Below are 21,876 nucleotides of genomic sequence, written 5' to 3'. Positions count from 1 at the left end.
AGGCCTTCGGGACCCTTGCCGGTGACAGCCAGAGCGAGGAGATGAGATTCGTGCGCGGTCGGCGCACGGATCGGCGTCGGCCATGACGCCTCTGGCCGCGGCCGAGACGGAGCGGACCTGGGGTGTCCACCGAGTGTCTTCGAAGTCGCTCCTGGCCATGGCGGTGGGCGCCGCGGGCGAGGCGGACCTCCGTCTGCTGCGTTCCGCCCAGCGAAGTCGGCTTCTGCTGGTGTTGCGTGCTCTCCTGGACCATGTCGACGAGGCCGCCGGGCGTACGCGGCGTCCCGGCGGTGTCCCGTCGGGGCAGGGCGCCTGGCGGTTGCTGTCCGAGGCGCAGGAGCGTGCCCCGGAGGCGGTGGAGGCCGTACTCGCCGACCCGACCGTGATGGCGTGGGCGCTGCGTCTGCTCAGGCGCCTCGGCAACTCCCCTGCCGGAACCGTGTCCACCGCCCCGCTGTGGGCGGACCTCGGTCAGTTCCAGGCGCTGGCCGCGGCGGCCGCCCTGCGGGCGGGGGTGCCCTGTGCGGTGCGAGTGCCTGCCCAGCGTGGCACGGTCTGGCTGCCCGGCGCCGGCGTCGTGGGCCCGGTGTCCCGTCGCTCGTGGAGCGAGGCGGAGATCCGGGTGGACCGGGAAGGCGCCATCGTGCAGGGGGAACTCGCACGGTTCGTCCTGCCCCGTCACTTACCGGACGCGGCGCCGGGGTGGCGCCCGCTGAAGGCGGTGCCCGGCCTCTCCTCCGGCACGGAGCCCTGCCCGTGGCTGGACACGGTCAGCCCCTACCGGGACTTCGAGCGGTACCCGCGGTCGCCCGGCCGGTCCGGCGACGGACGGCTGACTACGTGGGAGGTCCGTCTCGCCGACGCGTACGCGCTGTTGGACCGGGAGGCCCCGGCGGATGCCGCGACGTTGAGAACGCTCGTACAGGCGTTTGTGCCGAGGTCGTTCCGGGCGGCGGAGGGCGGTCTGGTCGCCAGCGCGTCCTCGCTCGACGCCTTCGGCGCGGTCACCCTGTCCTTGCCGCACGATGCGACCCAGACCGCGGCGGTGCTCGTCCACGAAGCGAGTCATCAGCAGCTCAACGCGCTGCTCGCACTCGTGTCCATGGTCAAGGAGTTCGACGGGTCGGGGGATTCAAAGGAACGGCGCCTCCACTACGCGCCATGGCGCAGCGACCCCCGGCCCGTGCTCGGACTGCTCCACGGGGTGTTCGCGTTCGCGGGAGTCGGCCGGTTCTGGCGGACGCACCGAAGGCAGGTCGCGGGAGCGGAAGCGGATCGCGCGGACTTCGAATTCGCCGTACTCCGGGAGCAGTTGCGTGATGCGGTCGCCTCGCTCCTCACCGACGATCTGACCGAGCCGGGCCGGATGTTCGTCACCGAGATCGCCGGCATGGTCGAGGCGTGGCAGGAGGAGGAGGTCGAGGCCGGTCCGCGCGCACTGGCCGGTCAGTACTGTGCGCTGCGGCGTGCCCTCTGGCGGGCCCGGCACCTGGAGATCGCCGGCCACGCCGTGGATCGGCTGGTGGCCGCATGGCTGGCGGGGGCTGCCGCCCCCGCTCTGCCTCCCTCGAAGCTGCGCCCTCGGCCCGATCTGATCCGCCTCGACACGTTCGGGCCGCTGGCCCGGTTCCGGCTGGCGGCGCCCGCCGCCTTCGCCCGCCGCCGCCTCCGCCAGGGGCCGGACGGAGACCCGGCGCTGCGGGCCGGGTACGCGGCCGTCGCGGGGGACGCCGAACAGGCTGCCGTCGGCTACGCGAAGTGGGCCGCCGAGGATCCGGAGGACCCCGAGGCGTGGCTCGGCGCCGTGCTGGCCCTCCCCGCGCATGCCCGGGGAGCGGGTGCCGCCCTGCTGCTCGACCGTCCCGAGGTCGTGGACGGCGTCCGCAGGGCTGTCATGGCCGCCGGTGGCGGCTCACCCGCTCCCCTCGAACTCGCGGCGTGGTGCAGCGGCGCCGAGGCCAAGTACTGACTAGAGCGCCAGCAGGTCGAAGTCGGCATTGGCCCTGAGGCCCTGCTCGGCATCGCGGGTCACCGGGTGGCTGGGCCCGAGGCGGTCCCGGTACCCCTGCAAGGTCTGGAGGTAGAGATGCTCGCTCTCCTGGGACCTGTTCAGGGCCTTCAGGTCGTAGCTCAGATTGAGCTGGACGGCCAGGCTGGCCGGGTTGTTCTCATGCGTTCGTGTCGACTCCTGCGCCACAGCTTCGTCGAGAGCGTGCGCCTCCTCGAAGCGGCCCAGGGAGAAGTAGTCGCTGGCGAGGCTCATCCGGGCGAGCAGGGTGCGGGGATGTCCTCGTTCCTGGCTGACGGTCAGGGCATCGACCGCCTCCTGGTCCAGGGCGAGCGCGGCTTCGGGCCGACCCAGCAGCCGCAGCGTCACCGCCAGATTCATGGCGATGGCGTGGCTGTGCGGATGTTGGCGGCCGTACTTTTCGCGATGCATCTCCAGCACCTGTTCGTTGAGCGCGCGGGACTCCTGGAGCCTGCCGACCTGCCGTAGGTCGTTGGCGTGGCTGACCGCGATCAGCAGGTACTGGCGGCTGGCGGTGCCCAGGCTCTCGGCGGTCTGTTCCAGGTACCGGCTCGACAAGGCGTAGGCGGCATCGTAGTTGCCCATCTTGCGCAGTGTGACGCACCGGTTGCGGTTCACCAGCGCCACGAACCGGTGCTGCTCGCCGAGACTTGCGGTGACTTCCGCGGCCAGTGCCTCGTACCCCTCGTTGGCCTCCTCGTAGCGACCGACCTCCTGCAGGTCGAGGAGATAGGCCTCCCGCGTGCCCAGCGTGTTGATGTGGTCCTCGCCGAGTACCTCGATCCGGCGCTGCCACGTGTCGTAATCGAGGTCCAGGGCATCTTCGGTGTTGCCCGCCAGCCGGAGGCTCACGGCGTAGTTGTGCGCGGCGAGGAGGGTGGCCGGGTCGTCCCTGCCGAATTCTCGTGCGCTGGTCTCGAAGACCCGCTGGTCCATCGTCCGGGCCTCTTCGAACTTCCCTTGGTTCCGGTGGTTGATGGCCAGGTAGCTCAGGGCGCGCAGAGTGTTCTCATGTCCCTCGCCCAGGACCCTGCGGCACCGTTCCACGAGGCCGGACTGCAGTGCGAAGGCGCGCGGCAGATCGGTCTCCTGCTCGCGCAGCGTCTCGGCGATCTGCTGGTCGATGGCGAGGATCTCCTCGTGATCCTCGCTCAGGTCCGCGCGCCAGATGGCCGCTGCCTGCTCACCCAGTGCGAGGGATCCCTCGTGGTCGCCGCGCGCCCGCAGGAACCGCACCTCGTTCAGGATCAGCCGACGGGTCCAGCCGTCTTTGCAGCGCACCGCGTCGGACGCCCTCAGGTGGCTGAGCAGCGACGAGTACCGGGGCCAGTAGACGGATCGCTGTGGATTCCGCGGATCCGCGTGGGCCAGTAGCTGATGCGCCGCGTGCCGCATCGACTCCTGTTCCTGCGGGTTCATCTGCTCGATGAGCACCCGCTGGACCAGCCGGTGCATGAGGACCGTGTTCTGGCGGTGGTCGATGCGGGCCAGGGCGTACCGCCCGATCTCCCGCACGGCGCGGCCCAGTCTGACCGGGTCGTCCAGTGTGGCCTGCAACTCCGGGGGAACCGAGATACCGCGCACCGCCGAGAAGAGGTCCCAGTCGATGGGCTCGGGAGCGAAGAACGCGCAGACCTGGAGCAGTTGCAGGGCGTCCGGCCGGCTCTCGCGCAGCCGCTCCAGGGACACGTTCCAGGCCGCCGCCACCGATCGGTTGTAGTCGCTGGGAGGGTCCGACTGCATTAGCTCCGTGAAGTTGCGCTCGTACGCCTCCAGGTACTGCTGCACCGGCATGCCCGTCTCGGCCAGCCAGACCGCCGCCTGCTCCACCGCCAGGGGCAGGTCGCCGAGCGCGGCGGCCAGATGGTCCACGGCGTCGTCGGGCAGGTTCTCGCTGCGGCGACGCAGCAGGGCCACGCTCTCCTCGCGGGTGAAGACATCGACTTCCAGGGAGCTGAAGTCGGTGGACCAGTGGGAGTTGCGAGATGTCACGACGATGCTGCCTGGTCCGTTGTTCGGGAAGTATTTGCGTACTGTGCGGGGATCTTCCGCGTTGTCGAACACCAGTAGCCATTCGGTATACGGGTGGCCCGCGCGCAGGGCGTTCAGTACGGTCGGCACCGCCCCCATGTCGGAGCCGGCTTCCAGGCCCATCTGCTCGCCCAGTTCGACCAGCGACTGGACGATCTGGCTTTCCTGTTCCGCCGGGATCCACCAGACCAGCCGGTATTCCCGGCTGTGCCGGTAGACGTACTCGATGGCGATCTGGGACTTGCCGACGCCTCCCATACCGTGCAGAGCTTCCGGCAGGACCGCGGCGACACCGCCGCGCAGCCGCTCCCGCAGCCTTTCGAGCAGGTCCTCCCGTCCCGTGAAGTTCCTGTTGCGTTGAGGTACGTTCCCCAAGATGCGGGGCGGGTCGTGCGGAACTCGCGGACCCGAGGCCAGGGTCGAACCTGATGACACGGAGGCGCCTCCTTGTCGCGGGGCAAGTGGTGCGGGCGGAACGGCGGCGGCCGACGCCGCCGGTGAAGTACGCCTGGATGTCGGGGTGTTCGCCGCTTCCGACGTCCGAGGCGGGGACTGCCCGAAATCTAACGTGTCCGTGGCGGCTATATCCAACTTTGGCCGCATTTCGGAGTGTTCATAATCTTGCGTGCCCGTATGGTCGGATGTGGGTGGCTCGTGGGCGGTGAACTGCCCGGCCGGCACCGGCCCACCGCGTTGCAACAGGCGGCCCAGATGGTTCGCGCGGCCCAGATAAGGTCCCGACACCGCGCACAGCGCGGTGTACAGATGCGCGACGAACGGCCGGGTCTGCTCCGTCACCGGCGGTTCCGCGGCACCGTCCTCCAGCGCCACGAGCGCACCGCCGCCCTCACCCCACAAGGCCTCGAGCCCTGGCCCGAGATGGCGCTGGATCTGACGCAGAACCTGAATCGTCTCCGCCCGGGAGCCGAGGGCGAGGAGTTCCTCCCGCACGCCCTCCGGGAAGTCGAAAGAGACGCGATGGGCGTCATCGACGTCGGCTGTGTCGTCGATGCGGTGCACCAGGCCCAGCAGCATGATCTCAGAGAGGCTCCAGAACTCCGCTTCTGGCATGCTCTGTTGGAGCAGCCTCATGACGGGCAGGTTGAGCGGTGCCGCCGCGAGCCGCTGGGCGAGAGCGTAGGCGGCCGGTGAAGCCGTCGCACGGAAGCGGCGTACGGTAGCGGCGGCCCGCTGGGCGGACCCCATGGCTCCCTCGGCTTCCAGCCCTTGCGGTTCGGCGACGAGATCGGCCAGTTCCTCGGCCAGCGGGCCGACCGCTGTGGCGCGCAGATCCCGGTCCGGCGCCGTCCACAGCACGGCGAGTTCGTCCCGCTCGCCACCGTCGGCCGCGGCCACCAGCCGTGCCCAGCGGCCCAGCGCGGTCGGCCGCAGTTCGACGACGGGCACCGGAATCGCGTCCGTCGTCTCCGGCCCGGGATCGGCCTGCGGGGATCCGAGGGGTTCCGGCCGCCTCCGGTCGGCGTCGTAGGCGCGGTTGGGTACGGCGGCGGAGCGCGCGCGTAATCGGCTTCGGGTGACCGTGGGCAGGGTCAGGTCCCACAACTGCTGTGGCAGCAGACTCAGTACGGCGACCGGGGAGAAGCTGCCCAGCCGGTGCAACAGCGATGCCGCGTGTCCCGTGCGCCAGGCGGCATGGCCGCCGTCGGTGACCGCCAGCAGCAGTCGGTGGTCGCCGGAGTGGACCACAGCTGCCGGGGCATCGGCCGGAGCGCCGTCGTCCAGGTTCCAGCGGGCCGAGCGCACGGTACGGAACGCGGCGGTCTGCTCCAGCAACTCGGCGATCTGTCGGGTCGTGGCCGACCACAGCCTCATCGAGGGGCTCGTGTCCACCAGGAGAAGCAGATCGAGCCGGCGCTCCGGCAGCGAACGGCAGACCGGTGTCCACACCCCGGCCATGGCCGCGCGCTCCGCCGTCGCCTCCTCGTCCAGCTCGACCTCGTGGGGCGAGTCGCGGGTCAGCCGCAGCGGACGGAGTGACCTGCCGAGCGCGAAGGTGTCGTCCAGCCGTGGTGAGACGGGCCACCCGGTCTGCTCGGGGCCGCTCTCCGCCCCGGAACCGACGGCGCCCAGCAGACGCAGCCGGGCCCGCCTCGCCGCAGAGAGGGCGTCGGCGGCGGGAACGGCGTCCGGTTCCTGTTGCCCGGGCCCCGCCGGAGCCGGAGTCCGGCTGTTGTCCTGCCCCTCGGGCCCGGTCTGCCCGTCGGAAGGCCGCCCGGGCTGCAGGGGCCCTTCACCGCGCTTCCGGGCAGCCGGCCCCTCGAACGCGGGCAGGGTGCTGTCCTGGTACGCCGCCAGATACAGCGCGTCCGCCAGATCCGACCAGTCCGGCAGCGGCGCGCTCGGGGCGGGACCCTCCACGCCGTCCGGCGGCCCCGGCGGGGAGGGGGAGGGGGGAGGCGTGGCCGTCATCCGGCCCTCGACTCCGCCCCCACTCCGTCCAGCCGGTGCCACAGCGCGTCCACGAGGTCCTCCAGCGCGTCCGCGTCGCCTGGGAAGCTCCCCGAGGTCGCCACGTAGACGGCGTTGAGCAGTTGGTCGATCGCGAGGCCCCCACGCTCCCGGCTGCTGCGCAGGAACCGGTCGATCAGCTCCTCCGCTCCCGTGGCTTTCGGTGATGCGGCCCCGGCCTGCTGTAGATGGGCCAGGACCATGTTGACGAGTTGCGGGCGATCGGGATCCGGCATCCGCAGCCGCAGGCAGCGGCGCAGGAAGGCCGGCGGGAACTCCCGCTCGCCGTTGGACGTGATCACCACGACGGGAAAGGCGCGGCACTTGACGATGCCGTCGACGATCTCGGCGCTCCGGCCGGGATCGTCGGTCATCACGGTCACCTTGGGGTGCAGCCGCCGCGCCCGCGCCAACTCGGTGATCGGGAACTGTCCTTCCTCGAACACGCTCAGCAGGTCGTTCGCCAGATCCTGGTCGCTCTTGTCCAACTCGTCGACGAGCAGCACACGGGGCAGCTCGTGCGGTAACAACGCCGTTCCGAGCGGGCCGAGTTGGAGGTAGTCTCCGATTCCCGGAAGGCGTTCCTCGTCCGCGGCCTGTGGCTCTGCCCCGGCGGCGGCGCCGTTCGACCGGTGCAGGGTGTGCAGTGCCGCCGAGTCCTGGACCCGCCCGATCGCGTCGTACTCGTACAGACCGCTGCGCAGCGTGGTGCGGCTGGTGATGTGCCAGCGCAGCACCCGGCCCAGCCGAAGCTCCCTGCTGATCCGGTAGGCGAGGGACGACTTGCCGGTCCCGGGACGTCCCGTGACCAGGAGCGGCCGGCGCAGCACCAGGGCCGCGTTCACCAGGTCCACTTCACGCCTGAGCTGGTCGGAACCAGTGGATGACGCGCTGATCCGCCCCAGTCGACGCTCGATCTCCTCGTCGTCCGACGGGGGCGGGGGCACGACGGGGCCACCGGTGAAACGGCGCCAGGGCGGCGGCGGGGGCAGCAGTTCACCGAGATCGGTGTCGTGCCAGGGCTGCCCCGTGCCGCGATAGAGCCACCAACGAGGGTCCGGGGCGTCACGGCCCGTACCGTCGCCGCCGGGTGCCGAGATGCCGTCCGGGTCCGGAGCGGTCTCGGGGCTCTTCGCCTCGGCGTCCTCGGCCGGACGCGGAGAGCCGCTGTCCTCTGGAGCCATCACTTCCTACCCTCCCCCCTGCGCGGACGTATCCGCTGCCTCTGCCCGCCCGCCCGGAAGTCGGTAGGGGTCGTCCCAGAGCAATGCCGCGTGACGACCGAGCGCGGACGAGTCGCCCCCAGCAGGATCCCCGCCGTCGGCCGCTATGCGCAACGACCTGACTTCGTCAGGTAACCGGTGGATGCCCTTTCCGGTGGCCAGTTCCTGCAGTTCCCTTCGGAAAGCCGGGTCGGTTCCCCCGCGTCGGTCCCACACCACGACCGGTACCCCGGCCCTGAGCGATGCGTCCAGTTCGTCGATTCCCGAGCCGACGGCTCCCTGGCCACCGGGGGGCTCGCTCAGGACTGCCATGACCGGATGCGGATCCGACAGCAGACGGTCGGCGTGCTCGCCCGGGAACCAGTGGACGGGGCCCCGGCAGCCGGGCGTCAGGGCGTCCCACCGCTTGGCCCACCTTCCGTGCGTGGCCCTGCCCTCCACGCGTTCGAGACTGCGCAGCACCACGGGGTGGTCCTTGCCCAGCGTGGCTTCCGCGTTCCCGAACCTCTCCTTGGGCCAGGTCTCGACCGGCAGGTCCAGGAGGTCACGCGGCAGGACGAACTCCAGGGCGAGATCCTCCTTGCAGGAATACGCCCATCCGGTCTCGGCCTCCTGCACCAGTGCCTTCACCCGCTCGGGCAGGTCGGCGACATCGACCGTCAGATCCCCGCCCTTCACGGGGTAGGGGTTCGGACTGCTGCCGTTCTGACACCAGTAGGTCAGCTGCCGCATGCCCTCGTGCTCGGAGTAGTACAGCGGGCGGAGCCGGATCAGCAGCCACGTGGCGGGAGCCCACACGGTCTCCTTGCCGATTCCGGGCAACGGGAGGGGCAGGACGGGCATCTCCGAAGGGCCGTACTCCTGGGCGAGTCGGCCGGGCACCGGGCCGCTCTCCCCGCCGACGGCCGCGGGCAGGGCGTCGGCGGTCGCCGCACTGTCGTGGTAGGCCTCGGGCGTGCCCCGGTGCTCCGCCGCCCACCCGAGCAGTTCCTGTTGCCGGTGCCCTTTCGCGTACCGTGCGAGGTGCTCGACGAGGAGGACGCAGGGCAGCGGCTGACCGGGGCGTGCGTTGAGGGTCGCGGCGTGCAGTACCGCCGACCACGGTTCCTCGCAGTGCGCCGGAAGGGCATCGGGGCGGTCGCCCAGGGCCTCCCGGAACGCCCCGGCGATGTCGAGCACCTCGAGGCCGCCGAGCAGGCCCATCAGCTGTTCCCACGTGCCTGCCGGGAAGAGCGGCACCTCGGCGAGGGCGATGGCGGTGCGCAGCCGGGCGACGTCCCGCGTCTCCCCCTCCAGCAGCGACACCACGCTGCCCAGCACCTGAAGGCCGTCCGGGTGTGCCATCACCTCGCGGAGCAGAAACAGCAGCATCACCCGTCGGCGACTGGTCTCGGGCAGCACGATCCTGACCCTCAGGGCCCGGCCCGCCTGGCGTGCGCACTCGTGCAGCAGCGCGGGTTCCTCGAAACACGGGATGGCGTCCAGTGCGTCGAGAAGGATCTTGGGTGGCCTCCAGGGCTCCTGAGGCTCTGTCACGACGGTTCGCTCCCCGGGACGGTCGGCCGGAACTCCCCGAGGAGTCTCGAAGCGGCCCGGGCGGCCCCGGACTCGCCGTCGAGCAGGCGTACGGCATCGACCAGGTCCCGCCGGATGACGTGGGGCGGCCCGCCGCGCGGTGCGTCCCCGCTGCCGTCCGGAACACCGTGTGGACCCACCCGCGGCGCACCCGTCCCGCCGGGAGGCGACCACGCCGTACGCGGTACGGCGCGATCACCGCCGGCCGCACCGGCCGGCGGCCCCGGAAACCCGCCGCCCGACACGACGGTGGTTCCCCCGGTCCGGCCGCCCCGACATCCCGGCAGACTGACCGGCGGGGTGCGCGTCGGCACCGCTCCCGCGAGGCTCCGCCCTCGTTCCGTGTGCGACGACACGACCTGCGCGCGGGTCTGCACAGCCCCGCGCGTCGCCGGAAGGCCGGCACCCCGTACGGCCCCACTCGCCGGCAGGATGCGCACCTGCCCCAAGACCGCCGCGTCCGCCCCATCCCCCTTGGACACTGTCCCGTCCCTTCCCCCGTATGCAGCCATAGCCGGACAGCTCCACGAAAGAAGCGGCGTACGAAGCGCACGCGTTCGGTACGCGGGCTGTGCGTATCCCGGAGCTTTACCGGATGTGGCACCCGTGAATCATCGGTGGGCCCGCGGGCGCCCGGCGACACGGGGATGCCGCGGCCGGAGCGCGCGAACAGCGAATATGGTCGACGGGACTGACCGTTCCCGTCCTCCACCTACGAGGGGCGTGTCACCGCGGCGGAGCATTTCCGGCCACGGTCCTTCGCGCCGTCGGCCGTCCTTGCCATCGTCGCCACGCGAATTTCCGTCCGGCCGCCGCGAACGGCCGCGCCATGGTCGCCTTCGCGCGCCGGGGCATCTTCCGGTACCGCGCGGCCGCCGCCCACACCTGGTGGACCTGGTCACCACCACGACCGGCGAACCCGCCGCCGGGGCCGGTTCGGTGACCGTGTCCTGCGTGCTCGCCGCGGTCGGGCCCGGCCCGCGCCGACGCTCCCCCCGGCCGCGGCCCCACCCCGCCTGATGCGCGAGTGACGCGAGAGACTCCCCGGAACCACAACCTCCGCCGAGGAAAACGCGTCCAACAGGCGTGGCTCAGTTGCTGGATGGAATGGACGGAACGAAACGCCTCCGGGCTCGCCGGATCGTGGGGGCGGTTCCCGGGCGTCCCCCTGCCGATGTCCGGGAGCGGCTTGTCCCGCCGTTTCCGGAGCCGTCTCCCCGGCTGTGGGCGCTCGTCGGGCTCGCGCCCGCGTCGGCGGGCCGCGCCGCGAGGGCGATGGAGTGGCTGGGGCCGGCGCTGGTCGCCGTGCTGGCGGGGGCGATCCGGTTCTGGCGGCTCGGCCGGCCGCGGGAGGTCGTCTTCGACGAGACCTACTACGCCAAGGACGCCTGGTCACTGCTGCACCTCGGCTACGAGGGCACCTGGCCGGACCGCAAGATCGCCGACCCGGGGATCCTCGCGCACCCGCAGGTGATCCCGCTCTCCGACGCGGGTTCCTTCGTCGCGCACCCGCCGACGGGCAAGTGGGTGATCGCCCTCGGCGAGGGGCTGTTCGGCCTCACCCCGTTCGGCTGGCGCTTCATGACGGCGCTGCTGGGCACGCTGAGCGTGCTCCTGCTGTGCCGGATCGGGCGCCGCCTGTTCCGGTCCACCTTCCTGGGCTGCCTGGCCGGCGTCCTGCTGGCCGTGGACGGCCTGCATGTCGTGATGAGCCGTACCGCGCTGCTGGACCTCGTCGTGATGGTCTTCGCCCTGGCCGCCTTCGGCTGCCTGCTGGTCGACCGGGACCGGGCGCGGGCCCGGCTCGCGGCGGCGCTGCCGGCCGGAGCGGACGGCCGGGTGCGACCGGACGGCGACACCGCCGACCGTGTCCGGACGGGACGGCGGCCCTGGCGGCTCGCGGCGGGTCTCTTCCTGGGGCTGGCCGCGTCGACCAAGTGGAACGGCCTCTACTTCCTGGCCTTCTTCATGGTCCTGACCCTGCTGTGGGATGTCGGCGCGCGCCGGGTGGCCGGAGCCCGGCACCCCTACCGGGCGGTGCTGCGCAGGGACCTCGGTCCGTCGCTGTGCTCCCTTACGCCGGTCGCCGTCGTGACGTACCTGGTGACCTGGACCGGCTGGTTCCTGTCCGACGACGGCTGGGGACGCCACTGGGCGGACGGCCGGGGCGGCACCTGGTCGTGGATCCCGGCCCCGCTGCGCAGCCTGTGGCACTACGAGTACCTGGTGTACCAGTTCAACGTGGGGCTGCACACGCCCCACAAGTACCAGTCGAATCCCTGGAGCTGGCTGGTCCTCGGCCGCCCCGTGCTGTTCTCCTACGACGCGCCGCGACCCGGTGAGGACGGCTGCCACACGGCATCCGGCTGCTCCCGTACGGTCCTCGCCCTGGGCACCCCGGTCCTGTGGTGGGCCGCGTGCTTCGCGCTGGTCTATCTGCTCTACCGCTGGGCACTGCGCCGCGACTGGCGGGCCGGCGCTGTCCTGTGCGCGGTGGGCGCCGGCTATCTGCCGTGGTTCCTGTACCAGGACCGTACGGTCTTCTCCTTCTACGCGGTCGTCTTCGTGCCGTACCTGTGCCTGGCCGTGACGATGATGATCGGAGCCGTGCTGGGGCCGCCGGGTGCGACGGAGCGGCGCCGGCAGACGGGCGCGGTGGCCGCGGGCGTGCTGGTGCTGCTCATCGTCTGGAACTTCGTCTACTTCTTCCCGATCTACACCGGGCAGACCCTCCCGTACTCCGGCTGGCAGGCCAGGATGTGGCTCGACAGCTGGGTCTGAGGGGCCCACGTCACCGCCGGCGATCGCCGAGTCGCCGCCGGTGCGGTCCCCCCCGACGTGCCCTGGCGAACCGAAGGCGCGGGTCTCCACGAGTTCGAGGTCCACCCGGCGCCGCTCAAGTCGCCCCCTGTACACGGCAGATGAGACGTCCGAGTACGATCACCGCGAACTCGCTCTGTACCCCTCATTCGGCGCGATGGAGTTGCCATGACGACCAACCCTCAGCCGTTTCCGACGGTCGACACCAGCAGGGCACACCCTGCGCGGGTCTATGACTGGCTGCTCGGCGGCAAGGACAACTACCCGGTCGACGAGGCGGTCGGTGAGAAGCTGCCGCCCGAGGCGAGGGACGCCGCCCGGCAGAACCGTCAGTTCATGCACCGGGCCGCCGCGTGGCTGGCCACGCAGGGCATCGATCAGTTCCTGGACATCGGCACCGGAATTCCCACCGAGCCGAACCTCCACCAGATCGTGCAGAACGTCGTGCCGTCGGCCAAGGTCGTCTACACCGACAACGACCCGATCGTCCTGCGGCACGCGGAGGCGCTGCTGATCAGCCGCCCCGAGGGGGCGACCGACTACATCCAGGCGGATGTGCGCGACCCGGAGGCGATCGTCCGGCACGCCCGGCACGTCCTGGATTTCGACCGCCCGGTCGCGCTGTCGCTCATCGCGCTGATGCACTTCATAAGCGACGAGCAGGACGCCCACGGCATAGTCCGTGCCCTGGTCGACACGCTGCCGTCGGGCAGCCATCTGATCCTGTCGCACGCCGCGTCCGACCTGTTCCCGGACCTGGTCGAACAGGTCGTCGCCGAGTACGCCAAGGGCGGTATCCAGCTCGCCTTCCGCACCCGCCCGGAAGTGGAGCGGTTCTTCGACGGCATGGATCTCGTGTCGCCCGGCCTGGTGACGGCGACGGAGTGGTTCGCCGCCACCCCGGCCGCGGAACCGGAGGGCAGCGGCATCTACGCGGGCGTGGCCCGCATCCGCTGAACCGGCGCGCGGCTCCCTCACCCGCCGACAGGGGTCGGCTGCTTCCGCGGTGACCGCCGGCTCGGCCGGCTCACGCCTGGAATTCGGTGAGATCGATGGTGTGGACGTGCAGCGGATAGCCGTACACGGGGTGTGTCGTCTCCCGCTCCGGCACCATGCCGAGCTTGCGGATGACGTTCTCGGAGGCGTCGTCCCCCGCCCGGCTGATGCTGATGACGCGGTCGAGGCCGCGGTCCTGGAGCGCGAACTCCAGCGTGGCTTGGGCGGCTTCGGAGGCGTATCCCTGGCCCCAGAACTGTGAGCCGAGCCGCCAGCTGATCGCCACGGCGGGCAGTACCTCAGGCAGGAACTCGGGCACGGACAGACCCGTGAAGCCGGCGAGCTCCCCCGAAGCCAGCAGCTCGACGGCGAAGAGGCCGAAGCCCTCCTCGTCCCACTCCTCCTCCCACTGCTCGATGGCTTCCGCCGTCTGGTCCAGGTCGCGCACCGAGCCGTCGTCGATCCAGCGCATGACCCGAGGGTCCGCGTTGATGTCCGCCATGGACGCGAGGTCGTCGTCATGCCAGCGACGGAGGAGAAGGCGGGGTGTGTGGATCTCGGTCATGGCGCTCATCCTGCCGAAGCGACGGCGTCATGGGTAATCGGCGCCAACCCGTCCCGCCGCTCCGGGACGGCCCCGGCCTCGAAGCCCGCGAGATCGCCGGGCTCCGCGACATGGAAACGACTACGAGGCGACCGTCCGCACGGTCATCCAGGGCTACGCCCCGCCCATGGACCACCAGGCTCGCACAGCGCTGCCACGAGGCATCGGGCAACTCGCCTTGTACAAAAGGGAATCGTTGTCGGCCGATCGCCTCTCGCACCGACGGGCGGAGAGCCGGACTGGTACAGTCCCAGTTAATTGAAGTGTCAACCATCTTGGGTGTGAACCGGTCCTCCCTCGCCTGCCGCCCTCACCGCCTTGACCCTCAAGGGGAATCCATGTCCGATCAGATGGCCGACCAACTAACCATTGGTGCCGGGAGCCTCTTTGACGGCGAGACGGTACACGGACCGTCCACCATCGTGGTCCGGGGCGGAGTGATCCGCGAGATACGGCCGGAGCCCGGCCCGGGTGCCGAGCACATTGCCGGTGACGCTGTCGCGGGAGCCGCCGGGCCGGCTGTCCGGCACGACGCGGGCGGCCGCGTCACCCACCTCGATCTCGGCCCGGACACCTTCCTGCTGCCGGGCCTGGTGGACTTTCACACCCACCTCTGCTTCGACGGCAGCCTCGATCCGGTACCCGCGCTGGTCGACAGCACCGACGATGAACTCCTGGCGGTGATGCGCGAGGCGTCCGCCGCGATGCTGCGCAGCGGTGTCACCACCGTTCGGGATCTCGGCGACCGGGACTTCCTGTCCCTGCGGTACCGCGAGGAGCTCGCGGCCGCGCCCACGAGCGCGCCGGAGATCCTCGTAGCCGGGCCGCCGCTGACCACCGCGGGCGGCCACTGCTTCTTCCTCGGTGGCGTGACCGAGGGCATTCCCGCGCTGCGGGCGGCCGTACGGGATCGCGCCGCCCGGGGCTGCGACGTCGTCAAGGTCATGGCCAGCGGCGGCAACATCACCCCCAACAGCGCACCCCACCTGTCGCAGTTCAGTCCGGCCGAGCTGCGGGCGATCGTCGACGAGGCGCACGGCCTCGGCCTCCCCGTGGTGGCCCATGCGCACGGCACCGAGGCGGTGGCCGCCGCGGTCGACGCGGGCGTGGACGAACTGGCCCACGCGACCTTCATGACCGCCGACGGCATCGCCGACGCCCCCGCCCTGCTGGCCGAGATCGCGCGCCGCGGCGTGGTGGTCGACCCGACGCTGTCCCAGCTTCCGGCGACCGACTTGCCCCTGCCGGCGATCGCCTCCCGGATGGAGGCCATCATCAAGCACTTCCGGGCGATGGTCGAAGCCGGGGTACGGATCGTCTATGGCAGCGACAGCGGGGTCGCGCCGAACAAGCCGCACGGCGTCTTCCCCTACACCGCCGCGCAGGCGGTCGCCGCGCTGGGGGTCTCGCCGCTCGACGCCTTGCGGGCGATGACGTCCGCCCCCGCCGACGTCTGCGGGGTCGGCGGACGCAAGGGCAGGATCGCCGTCGGCTCCGACGCCGATCTGCTGGCGGTCGGCGGCAACCCGCTGGCGGACCTCGACCGGCTGCACGACGTGCGCGCGGTCTTCCGTGCGGGGGTTCGCGTCCACTGACCGTGCGCGTTGCCGGATCCCGGGCCCGTCCGCCCGTCCGCCCGTCGGCTGCGGCGCCGCCGGGCAGCCGGGTGCCGTTGCGGCCTGCGCCACTCAGGAAGGGACACGCGGCACTGTTCGTGGACGAGCCGGAAAGGGCCAGGAGTCGGTGTCGCCGGGGCGGATCCGCGGCTGTCGTGCGCTGCCATCCGGCCGAGGCCGTGAAGCGCTTCCAGCAAGGGGTACGCGCGTCTTGGCGCCCGGGGCCGCAATGTGCCCTGGCCGCCTGACGGCCCCTCCCGGCACATGACAAAGGCGGGGTTCGAAAACCCCGCCCACCCCCCGAAACCCCAGCTCAGGGCCACACAAGGCAATAAGGCTGATGCCCCGCCTCATGCAACCGATGGCTGAAGTCCTGCCACTCGTGCAGCGATTGGGGGTGGGAGGGTGCTGACCTGGGGTTTCGCAGGGGAATGTGCGTTGACCTGGGAAAACTCCTCTCGGTAGTTCTCACGGGTCAACGCCGTTTCCCAGGCTCATGTGCCCTGGGACTGTCGCTCGTGGGCTGGGCTGGGCTCGGGAGCTGGAGCGGCTGACATGACCTGGCGGAGGCGCCGAAGCCTCCTGTGCTGGCCTTCCTCTTCAGCTACGTCCAACCGTCGCCTGTCCCGCCAGGCGGCGGGCGAGGACATCGCCTTCTTCTGCCTCACCGACGTGGACACACCCCCGTCCGCCCGACCGTCAGCTCAGGCAGCCCTCCACGCCTTCCTGGAACGCAAGTACCCGTTCCCGCGCCGCTGGGAGGGCCCACGCCTGGCTGCGGAGCGGACGACGAGTCGACCGCTCGGTGCGTCTTCGCCATACAGCACCAGCGACCTCCGTGTCGCCATTCTTGTCAAAGTGACAGGAACCGAAGTACCTTAAGTGGCATGCAAGCTGACGTGTGGTCACCCCCGCCCGTGCTGCTGACGGTCGATCTCGTGATCCTGACGCTGCGTGAGGGGCGACTGTGTGTCCTGCTCGTGGAGCGGGGCGAAGATCCTTTTCAGGGAATGCCGGCTCTGCCCGGCGGATTCCTCAATCACGCTGGTGAGGAGATCCTGGACGCCGCCCACCGTGAGTTGAGTGAGGAAACCGCTCTGGTTGCCGGGACGGTGCATCTTGAACAGTTGGCCATCTACGGGGCCGCAGACCGTGATCCACGGGGACGAGTCGTTTCCGTGGCCCACTTGGCGATCGCGCCGGGACTCCCCGAACCGGTCGCGGGAACGGACGCCATGGATGCTGCGTGGATTCCCGCGGAAGCCGTCCTGTCCGGTGAGGTGGAACTGGCCTTCGATCACCGCCGGATCGCGACCGACGGAATCGAACGCGCGCGTACCAAGCTCGAATTCACGGCGCTGGCCACGGCATTCTGCGGAGAAAGCTTCACCATAGTCGAGTTGCAGCAGGTGTACGAGGCGGTTTGGGGCACCGAGCTCGACACCCGTAATTTCTACCGGAAAGTCCAGGCCGTAAAGGGATTCATCATCCCCGCCGGCTCGGGACGCAGGACCACGGGAGGACGGCCCGCGCGGCTGTATCGGGCCGGGCCGAAGACGGTGTTGTTCCCACCACTGATCCGACCTGTGCCGTCCAGGACGGAAGAGGAAACGAGAGAGGAAGGGGAATAGATGTCGAAAGACGTGGTGGTGATTCTCACCGCCCTCAATCTCGAGTACGAGGCCGTTCGCCGGAAACTGGCCGATCCACAGGTACACCGTCATGAGCGTGGGACGCGGTTCGAGGTGGGAACCGTGCAGGGCACTTCATGCTGTGTCGCGCTCGGTCTGACGAACAAGGGGAATCATTCCGCCGCGGTGATCGCTGAGCGCGCGATCCAGGAGTTTTCGCCGGTGGCCGTGTTGTTCGTCGGCGTCGCCGGCGCCCTGTGGGACACCGCCAGGCTGGGCGACGTGGTGATGGCGACACACGTGTACGCCTACCACGGCGGGACCAGCGAGGACGACGGACTCAAGAGCCGTCCCCGGGTATGGGAGACGGCGCACGGTATCAGCCAGCTCGGCTCGCATCTGGCTCGCGTGAACGACTGGGCCGACGACACGCCCGGTCATGGGCGCGTGCCACAGGTGCGCTTCGGCGCGATCGCCGCCGGCGAAATCGTACAGAACTCGACGATCTCGGCCGAGGCGCAGTGGATCCGGCAGCACTACAACGACGCGCTCGCGATCGAGATGGAGGCCGCCGGTGTGGCGCAGGCCGGCCATCTCAACGGGGCACCGGTGGCCATCATCCGGGGAATCAGCGACCGGGCGGACGGTACGAAGAGCAGCGCGAAGGACCGTAACTGGCAACCACGGGCCGCGGCGAACGCGGCGGCATTCGCCACACGGCTTGCCGTGGAACTGGTGGGAGAACAGGAGCAGATCGCAATGTCCCAGGCAGACAGGGCCCATACAGCCGGCAGACTCAAAGAGCACGTCAGCAACACCGCCCATAACAGCACTGTTGGCATCATGGCCGGCTCGGTCAAGGAGAGCAGCGTCTACGTGAACGCGGACCCGAAGGTGACCGGTCCGGCGGACCTGGTCGCGGAACTGGACGGTTTCCGTGAGCCCTTGAAGCGTCACCGCGCCGAGGGCGCCCTCGACGACGACACCTACCGAGAGGCACTGGCCGAGCTGGGCTTTGCCCGCCGGGCGGCAAGGGAGAACACTCCCGAATCGTCCAAGAGGGCGACCATGGCACTCAAGCGGTTACGCGGTCTGATCGCGGAGTTTCCCGAGCTGGTGGCCAGGCTGGCACCACTGGTTCTTGCGGCGGGTGACTTGTCATGAACGACGGCAGCAGTGTCACGCACAATTCGGCCGCTTACGGCTCCACCGTCGGAATGCAAGCCGGGGTCGTACACAACGCCCACGTCTCCATCGGCCACCAGGATGCGTCGCCTCAGGAAAAGTACAAGGTCGGTGTGCGGTTCCTGGAGGATGGCGTCCCCAGCCGTGCTCGCGACTTGATCAGTGACGCGATCGCCAACGGACACGACAACGCGGAGGTCCGTTTCCACTGGGTGCTTGCCATGCTCAGTGGACGCGCCTACGACGACCTCAGCACCGAAGAGCTCCAGCGGCTGCACCGCGCCTCCGTGCTCGTACGGACCTATGCCGAGGGAGAGTGGAAAGACACTCTGCGCGTCGCTTTCGAACTGCTGGAGATGCTCAGCACCCCGGACGGCGAAACAGGACGCGTACTGGAGCGGTTGCGAGCCCTGTCACCCGGCCTGCGTGACACGATCCTCCACCACTTCGACCTGGTGCTCACCGGAGGACTGAAGGACAGCCTGTGGGCCGAGCGCCGCGAGCGCGCCGAGACGGCTCGCTTCGGCAACGACCGGGTCCAACGGGTCTGGGCCTATTTCGAACCCGACCCCATCGGGCCACGGGCCCTGCCGCCCCGTCCGAGCACCGCTGCTGCCGCCCAGACGGCCCTCCCGGTCCGAGCTGGCCTGTTCGTCGTCGCCACCGCATTCCTCTGCGTCTTGGCCCTGGTCGCAGACCCGGCTGCGGCAGCCATCGAGTTACTGGTGGCGCTCGGTGCGGGCCTGACGGCGGCTCACTTCGGCCGCCGATGGTGGTTCCAAGAACATCGGCTGAAGACCAAGAATCGGGTGTTCCAGATCCCGCACCCGCGCGATCCCGCCTCTGCCGGGGACGGGTTCACCAACCAAGTCCGTCATTCGTTCGACCACTACTTCAGCACCCGCGTGCCCCACGGACTAGCCCCGCACGAATGGCTCGGTCATACCGTCCACATCCGCAACAGCCTCGCCGCCGAGATCGCGGTTCTCTACCGCGAAAGCCGAATCAGCGTGGACCGGGTCAACTGGCTGATCCGCTATCTCGCCGAGGATGCCCGGGACCGCCACAGCAAAGGCACTCTGTTCGATCATCACCACCAGAACCAGACGCCGGCGGGGGCGAAGGCGCTGTGTGTGGTCGCCCTCGGCGCTCTCGGCCTCACGACTCTGGCCCTGCTCGGAACAGTGGCCTCAGGTGCCGGCGCGTCGCAGCTGCTGCTGGCCGTCCTGGCCGTAGGCGGCGCGGTCTGGTCCGGACGCGCGGCTGGGTCCTCGTGGCTGGAGGCCCGGGGTGAGAACCACCGAGTGGCCGAGGAAACCAAGGAATACCAGGAGCAGCTGGCCGCGCGGCAAGCCGCGTACCAGAACTGGAAGTCGTTCCTGGACGTCACGCGACCCAGCGAGCTGCAAATGGAGACCTGGCTCGCCTGCGACAAGACGCTGTTCGTCGACGAAGCACTCCGCCACTACCAGCTCACCTGGCGCGATGTGATCACCCACACCATCCTGGTGACACCCGCGCGCCCCTACAAGCGTGGGCGTGTGAAGGGCGGTCCTTGGCGGTACTCGCGCTACAGCTTCCGTCTTTTCCTGGTCACACAGGATGGCGTTCGTGAAGTCAGCTCGGAATTCGATTTCACCGACGCAAAACGCGGGAACCGGCAGCGAAGCAATTACCGGTTCGACGCGTTGTCCTCCGTGCAGGTCACGGAACGCAGCGAGGTCGGCTATGACCTGGAGCTCTTCCTCACCAACGGGCCGGCCAGGAACATTCGCGTCAAAGACGCGGACTCCCATCAACTTGCGCCGGACGAGAACGCCGAGGAAATCGCCGAAATCAACCTCGATGCGGCCGGTTTCATCCACACCTTCCGCCTCCTGGAGGGAATCGCGGCGGACGGAAAGGTTTGGATCGAACGAAACAACCCCAAAAACGTGCCGTCCTTCCATGCTGTCGGCTGAGTCTTCCGGGCCTCCGGAGCGGGCAGGGTCCGAAGCGCCGGATCCCTGCCCGCCCACTCATCAGCCCAGCCGGGACCCGAGCTCAGGAATGGCCGTGGCCGCCACAGAACACGTCACCGAGAGCAGACTGCTGCTGGCCGAGTACGACCGCATCAAGGAGGAGCAGAAAACCCGGATAGGCTTCCGTGACAACCTGCTCTACTTCACGCTCGCCGCGGTCACGGCGGTCCTGGCGATCACCGTCCAGAGCAGGCAGGCTCAACTGCTGCTCGTCGTCCCGGTGATCTGCCTGGTCCTGGGCTGGACCTCCCTGGTCAACGACGAGAAGATCTCAGCGGTCGGCTGGGAGGTCTACCACCGCGACGATGCGAGCCGCAGCACCCGCAAGCGATTACAGATCGCTGTGGATCTGTTCACGTACTTGGCCTTGCCGATGATCTCCGTGGCCGCATTCTGGTGCTCTCCCGCCGTCCGGCCTTCACTCGTGATCGTCTCCCTCGCGCAGACACTTGCCCTGGCTGTACTGGGCTGCCAGTTCCTGCGCTATGCGCAGAGGTAGTGCTGCTCTGCGGCCCCGCTTCACGTTCGATTCGCCGTCCCGACCGGCACGGCCGAGTAACCGCCTCTGCGGCGCTGGGCTGCCCGCCGTGTAGCTCGGACCGTGCACCGGCTGCCGCCAGCTGAGGCGGCGCAATTACGTACGCCGAGGGGCCACACCGCGAACGGTGGGCCCTTCGGCATCGTGCCCGGTGAGGCGCTGGTGGAGGATAAGACGGGTCAATACACCTAGCGCCTACAGGTTCCCGTTTTGGATGCTCGCGAGCGTCGCCGCCCGCTCCGCCATCCCCGACTTCCATGGAGTCGGGTCCACTTCGGCGATCTCCCGCCACAGTGCCGCCGTGGCCGAGCTGAACGCCGCGAGTGCCTCGGCCTTTGCGTCCCGCCAGGACGGAAACCGACTAGCGAAGGCAAGTGCCTCGTCCACGGAGTGCCCGGCGTCCATAAGCTGGAGGAGAAGGGCGCAGGGGTCGATCCAGGCCGCCCCTCGGGTCGGCCAGGCCCAGTCGATGAGTCGCGCACGGTCACCGGTGATCAGAACGTTGTCCGGGGCGAAATCGGTGTGCAGGAGAGCGTTGCCCTCGAAGTAGTGCAGGGAGCCCGGCGGTGCGTAGTCCGCCCACCGGTCGACGGCGTCCTTGAGACCGATGGCTGGGGGCGCTGTGACGTCCTGCAGCTCGACAAGCGCGGCTTCCACGAGCGGCAGGTCGGGTGAGCCTGGGGCGTAGTCGGCGTGGCGGCCGTCGATCACCTCGTAGCCGAGCAGGCTCCAGCCGCCGAACTCCAGGTGCCAGTACAGACGCGGACAAGATGCCGGCAGGTACGGGGCGACGGCTGCCTCGCGGCGTTGGGCAGCGACCTGGGGATGGTCGGACGGGATGCCCTTCACGAAGACCCTGCCGCTGTTCGTCTCCAGGACGGATGCGATGCCGGAGTTCATGCCGCCCTGCGTAGTCAGCGACCTGTGCACGGCACCGATCTTGTCGGCGACGGCGTGGCGGACGTCGGCGGGAAGCTGCTCGTAGGCGATGCGGGACATGGACACGCGCGGTTCCTCAGGGTGCTCGGATATGGGGAGTAGCGGGGGGGGGGGGGGGGGGGGGGGGGGGGGGGGGGGGGGGGGGGGGGGGGGGGGGGGGGGGGGGGGGGGGGGGGGGGGGGGGGGGGGGGGGGGTACG

At 69.9% G+C, this 21,876-nt stretch carries 13 protein-coding genes; 8 read left to right on the top strand and 5 right to left on the bottom strand.

The genetic code is table 11. The features are described from left to right. Positions 1 to 82 precede the first annotated feature (82 nt). Positions 83 to 1,969, top strand: a complete 1,887-nt coding sequence (locus ACZ5K7_RS37805) for an aKG-HExxH-type peptide beta-hydroxylase (protein WP_468921098.1) — start codon at positions 83 to 85, stop codon at positions 1,967 to 1,969. Here ACZ5K7_RS37805 and fxsT read toward each other — a convergent pair whose 3' ends face one another. Genes fxsT through ACZ5K7_RS37790 form a run of 3 tightly spaced genes read right to left on the bottom strand, consistent with a single transcriptional unit; the run spans position 1,970 to position 9,288 of the window. Continuing rightward, positions 1,970 to 6,490 (bottom strand): FxSxx-COOH system tetratricopeptide repeat protein, encoded by a 4,521-nt coding sequence (gene fxsT, locus ACZ5K7_RS37800; RefSeq protein WP_468921095.1) that lies wholly within the window; start codon positions 6,488 to 6,490, stop codon positions 1,970 to 1,972. It lies immediately after the preceding gene. Further along, positions 6,487 to 7,713: an AAA family ATPase gene (locus ACZ5K7_RS37795; protein ID WP_468921092.1), complete on the bottom strand. Its 1,227-nt coding sequence runs from the start codon at positions 7,711 to 7,713 to the stop codon at positions 6,487 to 6,489. The genes fxsT and ACZ5K7_RS37795 overlap by 4 nt, the downstream gene beginning before the upstream one ends. A 6-nt stretch (positions 7,714 to 7,719) precedes the next feature. Then, positions 7,720 to 9,288 carry a VMAP-C domain-containing protein gene (locus ACZ5K7_RS37790; RefSeq protein WP_468921089.1) on the bottom strand — a complete coding sequence of 523 codons (1,569 nt, stop codon included), beginning with the start codon at positions 9,286 to 9,288 and terminating at the stop codon, positions 7,720 to 7,722. A gap of 1,146 nt (positions 9,289 to 10,434) precedes the next feature. Here ACZ5K7_RS37790 and ACZ5K7_RS37785 point away from each other — a divergent pair. Beyond that, positions 10,435 to 12,108 carry a dolichyl-phosphate-mannose--protein mannosyltransferase gene (locus ACZ5K7_RS37785; protein WP_468921086.1) on the top strand — a complete coding sequence of 558 codons (1,674 nt, stop codon included), beginning with the start codon at positions 10,435 to 10,437 and terminating at the stop codon, positions 12,106 to 12,108. A gap of 207 nt (positions 12,109 to 12,315) precedes the next feature. Next, a complete protein-coding gene (locus ACZ5K7_RS37780) occupies positions 12,316 to 13,104 on the top strand; it encodes an SAM-dependent methyltransferase (protein WP_450973459.1) in 789 nt (262 codons plus the stop codon). 70 nt (positions 13,105 to 13,174) lie between these two features. Here ACZ5K7_RS37780 and ACZ5K7_RS37775 read toward each other — a convergent pair whose 3' ends face one another. Then, complete coding sequence (locus tag ACZ5K7_RS37775) at positions 13,175 to 13,708, bottom strand: GNAT family N-acetyltransferase (protein WP_351694314.1); 534 nt, start codon at positions 13,706 to 13,708, stop codon at positions 13,175 to 13,177. Positions 13,709 to 14,085: 377 nt separating this feature from the next. Between ACZ5K7_RS37775 and ACZ5K7_RS37770 the strand changes: the two genes are divergently transcribed. The 5 genes from ACZ5K7_RS37770 to ACZ5K7_RS37750 all read left to right on the top strand — a co-directional run bounded on the left by ACZ5K7_RS37770 (position 14,086) and on the right by ACZ5K7_RS37750 (position 20,699). After that, entirely contained in the window at positions 14,086 to 15,342 is a 1,257-nt protein-coding gene (locus ACZ5K7_RS37770) for an amidohydrolase family protein (RefSeq protein WP_468921083.1), read from the top strand. A gap of 908 nt (positions 15,343 to 16,250) precedes the next feature. Then, positions 16,251 to 16,994, top strand: a complete 744-nt coding sequence (locus ACZ5K7_RS37765) for an NUDIX hydrolase (RefSeq protein ID WP_468921079.1) — start codon at positions 16,251 to 16,253, stop codon at positions 16,992 to 16,994. Further along, the gene (locus tag ACZ5K7_RS37760; protein WP_468921076.1) at positions 16,995 to 18,158 is read left to right on the top strand and encodes a 5'-methylthioadenosine/S-adenosylhomocysteine nucleosidase family protein; all 1,164 of its coding nucleotides are present in this window, start codon (positions 16,995 to 16,997) and stop codon (positions 18,156 to 18,158) included. Continuing rightward, on the top strand, positions 18,155 to 20,140 hold the full coding sequence (locus ACZ5K7_RS37755) for a hypothetical protein (RefSeq protein WP_468921073.1): 1,986 nt from the start codon (positions 18,155 to 18,157) through the stop codon (positions 20,138 to 20,140). Before ACZ5K7_RS37760 ends, ACZ5K7_RS37755 begins: the two co-directional genes overlap by 4 nt. An 88-nt stretch (positions 20,141 to 20,228) precedes the next feature. Further along, positions 20,229 to 20,699, top strand: a complete 471-nt coding sequence (locus tag ACZ5K7_RS37750) for a hypothetical protein (RefSeq protein WP_468921070.1) — start codon at positions 20,229 to 20,231, stop codon at positions 20,697 to 20,699. 234 nt (positions 20,700 to 20,933) lie between these two features. On the opposite strand, the gene ACZ5K7_RS37745 is transcribed toward ACZ5K7_RS37750, so the two are convergent. After that, complete coding sequence (locus tag ACZ5K7_RS37745; RefSeq protein WP_468921203.1) at positions 20,934 to 21,737, bottom strand: phosphotransferase family protein; 804 nt, start codon at positions 21,735 to 21,737, stop codon at positions 20,934 to 20,936. Positions 21,738 to 21,876 lie beyond the last annotated feature (139 nt).

It is taken from the genome of Streptomyces sp. NPDC031497 (assembly GCF_055580905.1).
Note: the sequence above shows the minus strand (reverse complement) of the source record. Positions and strands in the feature narration are given on the sequence as shown.

Coding starts and splice junctions, on each gene's coding strand:
- ACZ5K7_RS37805 (WP_468921098.1), top strand. CDS start 83: ATGACGCCTCTGGCCGCGGCCGAGACGGAGCGGACCTGGGGTGTCCAC.
- fxsT (WP_468921095.1), bottom strand. CDS start 6,490: ATGACGGCCACGCCTCCCCCCTCCCCCTCCCCGCCGGGGCCGCCGGAC.
- ACZ5K7_RS37795 (WP_468921092.1), bottom strand. CDS start 7,713: ATGGCTCCAGAGGACAGCGGCTCTCCGCGTCCGGCCGAGGACGCCGAG.
- ACZ5K7_RS37785 (WP_468921086.1), top strand. CDS start 10,435: ATGGACGGAACGAAACGCCTCCGGGCTCGCCGGATCGTGGGGGCGGTT.
- ACZ5K7_RS37780 (WP_450973459.1), top strand. CDS start 12,316: ATGACGACCAACCCTCAGCCGTTTCCGACGGTCGACACCAGCAGGGCA.
- ACZ5K7_RS37775 (WP_351694314.1), bottom strand. CDS start 13,708: ATGACCGAGATCCACACACCCCGCCTTCTCCTCCGTCGCTGGCATGAC.
- ACZ5K7_RS37770 (WP_468921083.1), top strand. CDS start 14,086: ATGTCCGATCAGATGGCCGACCAACTAACCATTGGTGCCGGGAGCCTC.
- ACZ5K7_RS37765 (WP_468921079.1), top strand. CDS start 16,251: ATGCAAGCTGACGTGTGGTCACCCCCGCCCGTGCTGCTGACGGTCGAT.
- ACZ5K7_RS37760 (WP_468921076.1), top strand. CDS start 16,995: ATGTCGAAAGACGTGGTGGTGATTCTCACCGCCCTCAATCTCGAGTAC.
- ACZ5K7_RS37755 (WP_468921073.1), top strand. CDS start 18,155: ATGAACGACGGCAGCAGTGTCACGCACAATTCGGCCGCTTACGGCTCC.
- ACZ5K7_RS37750 (WP_468921070.1), top strand. CDS start 20,229: ATGGCCGTGGCCGCCACAGAACACGTCACCGAGAGCAGACTGCTGCTG.
- ACZ5K7_RS37745 (WP_468921203.1), bottom strand. CDS start 21,737: ATGTCCCGCATCGCCTACGAGCAGCTTCCCGCCGACGTCCGCCACGCC.